The organism is Pedobacter sp. ok626 (genome assembly GCF_900100435.1).
In the GTDB taxonomy this organism is placed as follows: Bacteria; Bacteroidota; Bacteroidia; order Sphingobacteriales; family Sphingobacteriaceae; genus Pedobacter.
Genome location: NZ_FNEX01000004.1, coordinates 76,820 through 89,065 on the forward strand (window position 1 = coordinate 76,820; position 12,246 = coordinate 89,065).

General features: G+C 38.2%; 12 protein-coding genes. 5 read left to right on the top strand and 7 right to left on the bottom strand.

Annotated elements, in window-relative coordinates:
• Window positions 1-32 precede the first annotated feature (32 nt).
• Window positions 33-896 carry an AMP nucleosidase gene (locus BLS35_RS06765; protein ID WP_175459576.1) on the top strand — a complete coding sequence of 288 codons (864 nt, stop codon included), beginning with the start codon at window positions 33-35 and terminating at the stop codon, window positions 894-896.
• On the opposite strand, the gene BLS35_RS06770 is transcribed toward BLS35_RS06765, so the two are convergent.
• From BLS35_RS06770 to sppA, 5 genes are all read right to left on the bottom strand, one after another.
• Window positions 893-1,396 (bottom strand): SixA phosphatase family protein, encoded by a 504-nt coding sequence (locus BLS35_RS06770; protein WP_090779130.1) that lies wholly within the window; start codon window positions 1,394-1,396, stop codon window positions 893-895. The genes BLS35_RS06765 and BLS35_RS06770 overlap by 4 nt on opposite strands.
• Window positions 1,389-2,387, bottom strand: coding sequence for a glycosyltransferase family 9 protein (locus BLS35_RS06775; RefSeq protein ID WP_254778713.1), 999 nt, complete (start codon window positions 2,385-2,387; stop codon window positions 1,389-1,391). Before BLS35_RS06775 ends, BLS35_RS06770 begins: the two co-directional genes overlap by 8 nt.
• A 38-nt stretch (window positions 2,388-2,425) precedes the next feature.
• Complete coding sequence (locus BLS35_RS06780) at window positions 2,426-3,034, bottom strand: DUF4254 domain-containing protein (RefSeq protein WP_090779134.1); 609 nt, start codon at window positions 3,032-3,034, stop codon at window positions 2,426-2,428.
• Window positions 3,035-3,052: 18 nt separating this feature from the next.
• Complete coding sequence (locus tag BLS35_RS06785) at window positions 3,053-4,729, bottom strand: DNA polymerase/3'-5' exonuclease PolX (protein ID WP_090779136.1); 1,677 nt, start codon at window positions 4,727-4,729, stop codon at window positions 3,053-3,055.
• Between the two features lie 71 nt (window positions 4,730-4,800).
• Window positions 4,801-6,573, bottom strand: a complete 1,773-nt coding sequence (gene sppA / locus BLS35_RS06790) for a signal peptide peptidase SppA (protein ID WP_090779138.1) — start codon at window positions 6,571-6,573, stop codon at window positions 4,801-4,803.
• Window positions 6,574-6,645: 72 nt separating this feature from the next.
• Here sppA and folK point away from each other — a divergent pair, with 72 nt between their 5' ends.
• Complete coding sequence (gene folK, locus BLS35_RS06795) at window positions 6,646-7,140, top strand: 2-amino-4-hydroxy-6-hydroxymethyldihydropteridine diphosphokinase (RefSeq protein WP_090779140.1); 495 nt, start codon at window positions 6,646-6,648, stop codon at window positions 7,138-7,140.
• A gap of 16 nt (window positions 7,141-7,156) precedes the next feature.
• Window positions 7,157-7,537 (top strand): Hpt domain-containing protein, encoded by a 381-nt coding sequence (locus tag BLS35_RS06800; protein WP_090779142.1) that lies wholly within the window; start codon window positions 7,157-7,159, stop codon window positions 7,535-7,537.
• A gap of 12 nt (window positions 7,538-7,549) precedes the next feature.
• On the opposite strand, the gene pssA is transcribed toward BLS35_RS06800, so the two are convergent.
• Both pssA and rho read right to left on the bottom strand, forming a co-directional pair.
• A complete protein-coding gene (gene pssA / locus BLS35_RS06805; RefSeq protein WP_090779144.1) occupies window positions 7,550-8,236 on the bottom strand; it encodes a CDP-diacylglycerol--serine O-phosphatidyltransferase in 687 nt (228 codons plus the stop codon).
• A 2-nt stretch (window positions 8,237-8,238) separates the two neighbouring features.
• Window positions 8,239-10,131: a transcription termination factor Rho gene (gene rho, locus BLS35_RS06810; protein WP_090779146.1), complete on the bottom strand. Its 1,893-nt coding sequence runs from the start codon at window positions 10,129-10,131 to the stop codon at window positions 8,239-8,241.
• 351 nt (window positions 10,132-10,482) lie between these two features.
• Here rho and pyrF point away from each other — a divergent pair, with 351 nt between their 5' ends.
• Together pyrF and BLS35_RS06820 are read left to right on the top strand one after the other, a co-directional pair.
• The gene (pyrF, locus tag BLS35_RS06815; RefSeq protein ID WP_090779148.1) at window positions 10,483-11,313 is read left to right on the top strand and encodes an orotidine-5'-phosphate decarboxylase; all 831 of its coding nucleotides are present in this window, start codon (window positions 10,483-10,485) and stop codon (window positions 11,311-11,313) included.
• Window positions 11,310-12,212: a DMT family transporter gene (locus tag BLS35_RS06820; RefSeq protein ID WP_090779149.1), complete on the top strand. Its 903-nt coding sequence runs from the start codon at window positions 11,310-11,312 to the stop codon at window positions 12,210-12,212. Before pyrF ends, BLS35_RS06820 begins: the two co-directional genes overlap by 4 nt.
• Window positions 12,213-12,246 lie beyond the last annotated feature (34 nt).

Sequence of the window (12,246 nt, forward strand, 5' to 3'; positions counted from 1 at the left end):
TTTTTATATTGTTATTTAAGAAAGGAGAATATATGAACGAAGAAAAAGATGTAAAGAAAGAGGAACAAGCTTCGGAAAAGAAAAAAAGAGTAAAGGAAGTAGAATCACCTGTAAGGAAAGGTTTGAAATCCAAAGAAGAGATTGTAAAGAACTGGTTGCCGAGATATACAGGTAGACCGCTAGAAGATTTTGGCCAGTATATATTGCTGACAAACTTTAGTAAATATGTGCAGATGTTCTCTGAATGGCATGACAATGCGCCAATAATGGGTATTGACAAACCAATGCAGAGCGTAACAGCTAACGGGATTACTATTATAAATTTTGGAATGGGTAGTCCGCTAGCTGCGACTATGATGGATCTGCTTACTGCCATCCATCCCAAAGCAGTATTATTTTTAGGTAAATGTGGTGGACTGAAGAAGAAGAATCAGTTGGGTGATTTGATTTTGCCTATAGCCGCTATAAGAGGCGAGGGAACCTCTAATGATTACCTACCAGCAGAAGTGCCGGCCCTGCCTGCTTTTGCGTTACAGAAGGCTATTTCGACCACTATACGTGATCATTCAAGAGATTACTGGACGGGAACTTGTTATACCACTAATCGTAGAGTTTGGGAACACGATAAAACCTTTAAGAAATACCTTAAAAGTTTAAGGGCAATGGCTGTAGATATGGAAACGGCAACTATTTTTACAACTGGCTTTGCGAATAAAATTCCAACAGGAGCTTTGTTATTGGTTTCAGACCAACCGATGATTCCTGAAGGGGTAAAAACAACGGAAAGCGATAGTAATGTGACTTCAACTTATGTGGAAACACATCTTAAAATCGGGATTGATTCGTTGAAACAGTTAATCAATAATGGACTTACGGTTAAACACCTACATTTTTAATCGTCGTTTAGACTTTTAGGGTAATCAAACTGGAGAAGCTTACCGGTATGGTGGCTTACCAGTGCCCAATCGTCAATCTCAAATTCTATCAATACTGTACCACAGGTTGGGATGTTATAGATATCTGCATCACTAAGGTCATTGGCCAAATCCGTGAATCCTGGATTGTGCCCAAAAACAGCAATGTAGTCGTGCTTATTGCTGAAGTTATTGATCACTTTCAATAACGTTTTAATATTGGCTTCGTAAATTGAAGGATCCTCTTTTATTTGTTCTGTAGATTTTTTCCATGCCTGAGCAAAATGCTTAGCAGTGGTAATGGCTCTTAATGCCGGACTACTTACTATTTGTTGTGGGACAAGGTTTTTTTGAAGCAACCTTGCCGCCATTTCTGGTGCATTTCTGTGCCCCCTTGGGTTCAAAGGTCTGTCAAAATCTGCAAGATGGGCATTTCCCCATTCTGATTTACCATGTCTAACCAATAGAAGTTTTTTAGCCATTGTCGAGTTTTTTTAATACTGTATTTATAACAACTGATTCTGATAAATTGTTCATGCAAGCAAAGTCTCCTCTATAACAAGGGATATTGCCATATATCGAGCAAGGTCTGCAATAAAGATCGATTTGTACTGCATCATTTATAGATTGACCGTAGCCTAAAAAACCGGCATAGGGATGGGTTGCACCCCAAACAGAAACTACGGGGATGTTTTTTAATGATGCAAGGTGCATACCTGAAGAATCCATGCTAAGCATCACATCCAGGTTTGAAATGAGCTTCAGTTCATCCGCTAACTTGATTTTTTTTACAACAGATGTAATGTTTTTGTGCTGTTTCTCCCATTGAAGAGCGATTTGTTCTTCTTCTTCCGAGCCGCCAAAAATAAAAAGTTGATGTCCTGCATTTGCCAAAGCGAGTAACACCGTTTCCATTTTAAGTAAAGGATAAACCTTTTGCTGATGTTGAGCAAAAGGGCTTATACCTATCCATTTTTTTGCTTTTGGAAGCGGGGCAAAGGGAAATATTTCGTCTGGTAATGTATCTGGAGTGCGTTTTTCTAAGGAATTTTTAAGGACAAATGGAAAGCCTAGTGCTTTGAATACATCGGCGTAGCGATTTATTGTAGGTTTAAGCTGCTTGCACAGCTTATTTTCTTTACGAGTTAACTCCGTTTTTTCTTTTCGTCCTTTGTCAAGCACCGCGATTTTTATCCCTGCAAGTAGAAATAAATTGCGCAATACTTTACTTCTTAGGTTATTGTGTAGATCTGCAACGGCAGTGATACCTTCTTTTCTAAGTGCAATAAACAGCTTAACTAATCCCAAAAAACCCTTATGCTTTACTTTCGGATCAAAGGGATAAAAACTTAGATTCGGAATGTCATTAAAGAAAGGTTTAAATAAAGTCCGGCTAACCATTAGTAATTCTGTATCAGGATAGTCCCGTATAAATTCTTTTAATACGGGGGCTGTCATGGCTACATCTCCCATTGCAGAGAAACGAATTACCAATATTTTATTTCTGCCTGTCATTCATTATTTGGGTTGTAAAGGACAGGGTTTAGGCTAGGGTCATTATACATTTTCATTTGTTTATAAACTTTCATGTATTTAGCACCACGCTCAATGTCCTGTATCAATTCATCTAAGCTATTAGAAAGATCCGCTTGTTGGTTTAACAGTATGTTAAGTTTTTGTGTACAAAGCGTTTTATGCTCTTCGGATGCATCAGTACGCAAAGTTTCCTCCCTCATATGGTAAACCTTTAAAGCTAGGATAGATAGTCTGTCTATCACCCAGGCAGGGCTTTCAGAGTTGATTTTGGCATCTGCATTTGGCTTAGTGTCTTTGTATTCTTCCAAAAAATAGCTGTCAATATACTCCACAACATCAGTACGTTCCTGGTTGGATGCATCTATGCGTCTTTTCCATTGTAATCCTTCAACCGGGTCGATTGCAGGATTGCGCACTACATCTTCCATGTGCCATTGAACGGTATCTATCCAACATTTTAAATACAGCAAATGTTCAATAGAACTGATGCGGTATGTGTTTTCAATAGGCTGGTCTATATTGTTATGGATGTGATAATCATTAATCGCCTCTCCGAATATTTTATTGCAAAGCTTACTAATCATGGCTCAAAGGTAAGGTAACTATTTTTTATTATCGAAGTATTGAGAGATATCTTGCAATGAAAAGGCATTTAAACATTGTTTTGCGGTTAAGCCACCTTTTCTGCCAATGAGTACACCATAATGCATATCATGGAATCCCTCTTTTCTATGCGCATCCGGATTGATGGAAAGCAGTACGCCTTTTTCAAGCGCATAACGATGCCAGCGCCAGTCGAGATCCAGCCTAAGTGGATTTGCATTGATCTCTATCACCACATTATTTGCAGCACAAGCATCAATTACTTTAGCATAATTGATTGGATAACCTTTTCTGCTCAATAACAATCTACCGGTAGGGTGTCCCAAGATGGTTGTATATGGGTTTTCAATCGCTGTAATAAGCCTTGAAGTCGCCTTTTCCTCATTCATCTTTAAAATACTGTGGACAGAAGCAACCACAAAGTCGAAAGTTTTAAGGATGTCATCACTATAATCCAGCGAGCCGTCATATAAGATGTCACTTTCTATGCCTTTAAAAATACGGAAAGGAGCAAGTTTAGCATTTAAGGCATCGATTTCCTGATGTTGCGCATAAATTCGCTGCTCGTTTAATCCATTGGCATAAAAGGCGGATTTAGAGTGATCGCACATCCCCAAATATTCCAGTTTAAGGGTATCCTTACAATACACTGCCATTTCTTCAAGCGTATGCACCCCATCACTCCAGGTAGAGTGGTTGTGTAAGGTTCCTTTCAAATTCTCATCTGTAATTAACAGTGGTAACTTATTTTCTTTGGCAAGTAAAATTTCGTCAAGTCCTTCTCTTAGTTCTGGTGCTACAAAAGCTAAACCGGCTTTTGTGTAGATAGCCTGTTCGTCTTCAAAAGGGCCTTCTCCAGCCAATGTTAATACTTCATTTACATGTTGCACATTACCTGTAAGTTTAAACCAATTGAGGTAGAAATCAGCTTTTTGAACAACGGTAAGTATAATTTTTAATCCCAATTCACTGTGGCTTAGGTAAGTTCCATCGGCCTGCAGCTCAAAGCCCATCGACTTAAATGCTGTTATTTTTTCCTGTATCTCCTCTGGGCTATTGGCACCAATAACCAGTTCAATTTCCTCAATAATTTCTACGCAACGACGATAATCACCAGCTATGCCAAGTAAAGGATCACCTGAAACCGTGTTTAACCAAACAGCAAGATCTGCATATAGTTTATTGACCAATGCTTCAACATGGGCGTATAAGAATTTACCCTGCGCAGCCATTTTGAACTCAATGATCTTTTTAATTTCTTCCTGGGTTTTTAACCCGAAACCTTTGGCTTCAATTAATCTGTTTTCGTTGCAGGCATAATACAGTTCTCCAATGTTTTCAATGCCAAGATCTTTCCAGATCACGACAATCTTTTTTGGTCCAATGCCTTTAATTCCCAACATTTCGACAATGCCTTCCGGAGTTTCCGCAAGGATTGCTTGTAGTTCGGCCATTGTACCAGTTTCCAACAATTCCCATACCTTGGCAGATATACTTTTGCCTAGCCCATCAATCTGGCCTATTTCTTCCAGAGTTTTGCCCTGAATGGCATACGGTAATTTATCAACCTTAAAAGCAGCATTGGCTACTGATTTAATTTTAAAAGGATTCTCATTGTGAAGTTCCATCAATTGAGAAAGCAGGCGTAGGGTACGGGCAATGGTCTTATTTTCCATGGGATGCTAAATTAATAAAAAGCCATCGCTTTTTTGAAACGATGGCTTATGTTTTACTATAGAAGCTTATTTTACTGAACTTTAATTTCGAATGGCATTCTGGCTTGTATTCCAGATCTGGATATTACCGATTTTATTTGCTCATAAATGGTGTAACTGGCACCAAGTTCTTGTTTCGTATAATAGGTTTTAACCTTATCAGTAGTGTTTTCCATTAATGTTTTAAATGGATCCAGCATTTCAGGATATTCAATAACACTATAATCTTTTACTTTAGCTTTTTTAGCTGCAGAAACGATCGCATCATTAAAGCTACCAGTTCTGTCGGCCAAACCAATTCTAACGGCATCAGTACCTACCCAAACTCTTCCACCGGCAATACTGTCGATGTATGCTTTTGATTTTTTACGTCCGTTTGCTACGCGCGTGGTGAAGGCGTCATATACACGGTTTACGTCGTTTTGTATAATTAAACGCTCACCTGCAGTCATTGGACGGTCGGTGCTCATGATGTCGGCATATTTACCTGTTTTAACACCATCAAAAGTTATCCCCAGCTTTTCATTATAAAATTTCTGAAGATTTGGGATCACACCAAATACACCAATAGAACCGGTAATTGTATTAGGCTGTACAAAAATAGAATCGGCAGCACAACCAATATAATAACCACCAGAGGCGGCAACATCACCAAAAGAAGCGATTACTGGTTTCACTTTTTTCGTTAATATAATTTCTCTCCAAATTACATCAGATGCTAAGGCACTGCCTCCCGGAGAGTTAACTCTTAAAACAATTGCTTTAATGCTGCTGTCTAAACGAGCCCTTCTAATGACTCTTGAAATGCGTTCGGAACCGATTTTTGTATCAGATCCTTCGCCACCAGTAATATCGCCATTTGCATAAATTACAGCGACTTTATTTTTAGCTGACTTGTCGGGATCGTCCGTTATATTTCTCGCATATTCATTAATGGTAACCGTTTTAAGCTCCTTCTTTTTATCCGTTCCACTAAGTGATTTCAATTCATCAATAATTTCATCTTTGTATTTCAGACCATCAATCATTTTATAGGCAACTGCATCGTTCGGCTGTTGGATTTTATAATCGTCTGCAAGTTGATGTAATGTAGCCGTACTGATGTTTCTGTTTTTGGAAATGCCATCCAGAAAAGTTTCATATAAGCCATGTATGTAAGCGGTTACCTGTTCGCGGTTTTTATCACTCATTTTATCTGTAAAGAAAGGCTCTACAGCGCTTTTATAATTTCCCACCCTCACAATTTGAGCTTCAATACCTAGCTTATCAAGCGTGCCTTTAAAAAACATGGTCTCAGATTTTAGGCCTTTAAATTCTAAAGCACCTTCCGGATTTAAATAAACTTTATCTGCAACAGAGGCTAGGTAGTAAGCACCCTGGGTATAAACTTCGCTATATGCTATGATTTTCTTTTTGCTCTTTTTGAAATCAATCAATGCATTTCTGATTTCGAGCATAGTTGCAAAACCAGCATGAGGTGAACTTACATTAATGTAAACACATTTGATGTTGTCGTCCGTTTTTGCCTCTTTCAAGGCATGAATCACATCGTTAAAGCCAATACTTTTGTCTCCATCAGATCCCAGGACAGGCAATTTAGAAAGCGGATCTTCCGATGTACGTTCTGTGATGGCCTGATCCAGGTTTAGGAATAGCACCGAATTTTTGGCTACACTGACTTTATCTTCCTTCAGCGAAGACTTTACAATACCGACAATTAGTACTATAAAAAAGATTAAAAACAGTACCATTGAAATAACAACTCCAATAACTGTTGCGAAAACATATTTGAAAAATTCTCTCATGTGACAGGTAAATAGTTAATTTGTAAAGATAATTAAAGGTTGATAAGTTTGCCTTTTTAATTGGGCCTTTGTATGGAATTGGATAGTGAAATTGTTTATTTGTTACTGGGAAGTAATTTGGGAGATCGAAATACACTCATAAATGATGCTTTAAAGGAAATTGAGCGGTATATTGGACCTATTTTTCAGAAATCATCAGTTTACGAAACAGCAGCCTGGGGCGTCGAAGATCAACCGGTTTTCTTGAATATTGCTGTAGGGGTTAAAACTAGGCTCAGCCCAATGGAGGTACTTGAAAAAGCTTTAGAAATAGAGTTGGAACTTGGAAGAGTGAGGCTTCAAAAGTGGGGTTCAAGACTGATCGATATTGACGTTATTTTTTATGGTGACAGGATTGTGGATATGGGGGAGAAGTTGCAGATTCCTCATCCCCAAATGCAGTACAGGAAATTTGTATTGGAACCATTAGCCGAAATTGCACCCAAACACATTCATCCTGCACTTAAGCTAAGTGTATCGGAAATATTAGAAAGATTAAGTGATAATTTGTCGGTATCAAAAGTATAATTCGTTAGTTTTGTCTATGATGATAAACGTACAAAAAAATAATGAACCATTGGATCTTTCCTATTTGAGGGATATGTCTGGTGATAGCGCTGAATTTATCATAGAAATGATAGATATGTTTAAAGTCCAAACACCTCTGTATATGGCCGATTTAGGGAAGGCTATTGAGGATAAGGATTGGCCAAGGGTATCTAATTGTGCACATAAAATAAAGCCAACATTTTCTTATGTAGGTCGTGAAGACGCAAAAGATCATATGCAAATGATGGAAAACAATGCCAGAGACCTTAAGAATATAGAGGAGTTGCCAACAGCATTTCAGGAAATCAGCTCTTTTGTTGAGCTATTGTATACTCAACTTGATGAGGCTAAAGTAGGTCTTCAAAACGAACTTTAGCCGTTTTAAGATCTATTTATCCGTTGTACCCTTAAAATGAATAACAGATAGTCCGATATACAAAACAAGTATAAGTGGGACAGCTGCAAACTTTAAAAAGGCAATAAGCAATACCGATAAGATAAGGAAGATGTATTTTATTTTATTCTGTTCCCAGCTTGTTGAACTGAATTTAAGTGAAAAAATCTTAATCTCGCTAACCAATAACCAACTTAACAATACAATAAGTCCGACTAGTAATGGCGCTGAACCGATAACTGAAGGATAATCCTTTTGTATAAATGGTAGCGATACAATAAACAAAGTATTCATAGGCGTATTTAAGCCAATGAAGTCTTCTGTTTGCCTGGTGTCAATATTGAATTTCGCTAGCCTTAGTGCCGAAAATACAGTGATGATAAATCCGAAGTAAGGTAGATATTCGGAAGTATAGTCACTTTGTTTCAACAATTGAAACATCACTATACCCGGTAAAAAACCAAAGCTTACCACATCAGCCAGGGAATCCAGTTCCTTACCGATAGCCGATTTTACGTTCAGTAAACGGGCTACAAAGCCATCAAAAAAATCGAATATACCCGAAAGCAATACAAAGTATGCAGCGATTTCAAGCGATCCGTTAAAGGCATAAACAATACCTATGCAACCCGAAAATAGGTTAGCACAGGTAATGGCATTTGGAATATGTTTTTTTAGCACAATTAGCTATTCATTGAAATTAAGAACTCTTCATTCGATTTTGTGCCTTTTATCTGGGCCTGAACAAACTCCATCGCTTCTTGAGCATTCATGTCAGCCAAGTGGTTACGTAAGATCCAAACACGTTGTAACGTGTCTCTGTCATGTAACAGATCGTCTCTACGTGTACTTGATGCGGTAATGTCGATAGCAGGGAAGATACGTTTGTTAGATAATTTACGATCTAACTGAAGCTCCATGTTACCAGTACCTTTAAATTCTTCGAAGATTACCTCATCCATTTTAGAACCTGTATCAGTCAATGCAGTTGCAAGTATGGTTAATGAACCACCTCTCTCAATGTTACGAGCCGCACCGAAGAAACGTTTAGGCTTGTGTAATGCATTCGCATCAACACCACCTGATAAGATTTTTCCAGAAGCAGGAGCAGTTGTGTTGTAAGCTCTTGCCAACCTCGTAATAGAGTCTAAAAGGATAACCACATCATGTCCACATTCAACCAAACGTTTTGCTTTTTCAAGCACAATGTTGGCGATTTTTACGTGGCGTTCTGCTGGCTCATCAAAAGTAGAGGCAATTACCTCAGCTCTTACACTTCTAGCCATATCCGTAACCTCTTCCGGACGCTCATCGATCAATAAAATGATCAGATAAACCTCTGGGTGATTTTTAGCAATTGCATTGGCAACTTCTTTTAGTAAATTGGTTTTACCGGTTTTGGGTTGTGCTACAATTAAACCACGCTGACCTTTACCAATTGGGGTAAATAGGTCGATGATACGAGTTGAGTAGTTATTGGTTTCTGTAAACAGGTTTAATCTTTCTGTTGGGAATAGTGGCGTTAAGTAATCAAACGGTACACGATCCCTTACATCAGCAGGTAAACGTCCGTTAATTGTTTCAACCCTAACCAATGGAAAATATTTTTCACCTTCTTTTGGTGGACGGATGCTTCCTTTTACAGTATCACCAGTTTTTAAACCAAATAATTTTATCTGAGATTGAGATACATAAATATCATCCGGTGAAGAAAGATAGTTGTAATCTGCAGATCTTAAAAAGCCATATCCATCAGGCATGATTTCTAACACACCTTCATTGGTGATGGTATTGTCGAAATCCAGATTGGAGTAGCTGTTTTCGTTTTGTTTTTGCTGACCACCACTATTGCCTTGATTACCTTGGTTTTTAGGTCTATTTTCTTGTGGTCTTTGTTTTTTATTATGATCTGCGTTTGCAGGGACATTCGTCTTAAATTCAGTCGGAGCAGCGGCGGCGTTACCTTCTCCTGCCGGAGCAGCTACTGCTTCTATTGAAGATTCAGCAGGGGCCTGAAAAGGTCTGTCTTGTTTGTAATTTTCGCGGCCAGCAGGTTGAGGGTCAAACAACGAAGCCCTGTTAAAAGGTCTTTGTGTTTTTTCTTCCGCTTCCTTAGGGGATAAACGAACCCTTTTTCTTGCAGGCTTGTCACCTTGAGCATCCTTTTCATTTGGCTCAACGGTTTCAACGTTCTCAACAGCTACAACGTTTTCAATAGTTTCCACATTTGCTGCGGGACTAGCTTTTGCCACTTGTTCTTTTACCTGACGTTCCTTTTTTACAGGAGCTGCAGCTGGCGCGTTTGCAACAGGAGCAGGAGAGGCATCTTGTGGAGTCGCGTTTTCTTTAGCCGGGTTATTTTTTGGGGCGGTGTCTTTTACCGCCTTAGTTTTTGCAGGCTTAGCAGGTGCTGCTTTAGGAGCAGACTCAGCTTCTGCTTGTTGTTCTGTTATCTGGGCAATAATTTCAACAAGTTCAGCCTTACGCAATTCATCAGCATTTAGAATGCCCTGAGTTTTTGCTATCTCACGCAGTTCAGCAGTGAGTTTTTCATTTAATTCTGTTTTATTAAACATTATATGGATGTAGAGAAATTTTTAAGTAGTAATTTTCATAAGTACTTAAGTTCATCATTTATGAAGCGATCAGGTGTTGTTTCTTAATATTTTTTTGATGGGTAACACATGAAGGGATCAGTTGAACAACGCAGAAAATGCAATTATAAAAGGTGTTATTGAACAAAATTTTAAGGGATTTTCTGGGATTGTCAGATAAACTTTAGGGAATTATGTTGCAATTGTATGTATTTGAAATCTATTCTCCAAGAAAAAGTTAAAATTCTTTGTAATAATTTCGATTAAAAGTTTTGGAAAGGGGCCGGAATCATCCCGAAAATTGACATCTTTGTATCCAAAATTTACCCCCAGATGAATAAGAAGCAACTTTTTGAACAAATTAAAACCAAGAAATCTTTTTTATGTGTTGGCCTGGATCCTGTAATGGAGAATATCCCAGAACACTTGTTAAAATACGATAATCCGGTATTAGAATTCAATAAACAAATTATTGATGCCACTAAAGATTTGTGCGTTGCCTATAAACCCAATACTGCTTTTTATGAATCGATGGGATTGAAAGGTTGGGAAACTTTAATCAAAACCTGGGAATATATTGATAAGGATATTTTTACTATTGCTGATGCAAAAAGAGGTGATATAGGAAATACTTCAGCTATGTATGCTGATGCTTTTTTCAACCTTGAAAAATCAGGGATGAGTTTTGATTCCATTACCGTTGCTCCATATATGGGTAAGGATTCTGTAGGCCCATTTTTAAATTATACTGATAAATGGGTTATCCTTTTGGCTTTAACTTCAAATGCAGGGCATAGTGATTTTCAATTGCACCAAACACCAGAAGGAAAATTATATGAAGAAGTGATTCGGATTTCTTCGCAATGGGCAAATAGCGAACAGCTGATGTATGTTGTTGGGGCTACCAGAGGGGCTGAGTTCGAAAACATCAGACGATTAGCACCTGATAACTTTTTACTGGTACCAGGGGTTGGGGCACAGGGTGGAAGTTTAGCTGAAGTTTGTCAGTATGGATTAAATAGTCAATGCGGACTATTGGTAAATTCTGCACGTGGTATCATCTACGCGAGCAAAGGCGAAGATTTTGCGGAAAGAGCAAGAGAAGAAGCTTTAAAATTGCAACAGGAAATGGCGCAGATTCTTGAATCTGCCGGGTTAGTATGACCAGGAAAATAGATTTAAAGCTAATTTTCGCTTTAACTGGGGTAGCTTTAATATGGGGCACAACTTATTTAGGTATCCGTATTGCTGTCCATACGATACCACCTTGGTTTGTTGCGGCAATTAGACAAACAATTGCATCGATTATCCTTTTATTGATTCTGCTTCATAAAAAAGAATTGGCATGGAAGGGTTGGCCACATGCAAGGCGACAGATGTTGTTGTCTTCATTGATGATTGTTGTGGCAAATGGTATGACAACTGTTGCCGAGCAAACCATACCAAGTGGATTGACATCGCTATTAAATGCATTAACTACGCTATTCGTATTTATTACCTGCGTAGCCATAGGTCTGCAAAAACCTTCTCTGAAAGGATTCTTGGGAGTCATCATAGGCTTTTTAGGTGTAGCTTTTATATTCCGGAGTGGCTTAGGTGCATTGCTGGATCCGAATTATAAAACGGGTATCATGTTTTTGTGTTTCGCAATAACGGGTTGGACCATTGGTACGGTTTATATTAAAAAGAACAATCAACCATCCGACAATATTTTACTGGATCTTTTTTATCAGTTTGCTTTTTCAGCAGTAGCTCAGTTTGTATTGGCGTTTATGTTTTCCGATAGTAGGGATGTTTCTCTATGGAGTTTAAACAGCATGTTAGCTGTCACATATCTGGCCATATTTGGGTCGGTTGTTGCTTTTTTCTGTTATCATTACGCGCTAAAGAAAGTTAGTGCTACCGAAGTCTCGATATTAACTTATTTCAACACAGTAATTGCCTTATTTCTTGGATGGCTGATTTTAGATGAAATTATTACCATTGACATTTTAATTGCGACGGTACTTATTATCATCGGTGTATTCATCACAAACTATAAAGGCAAAAAAGAAGCCCTGTAATTTGTGGCTCAATTGATTCATTTGTGTTAAATTC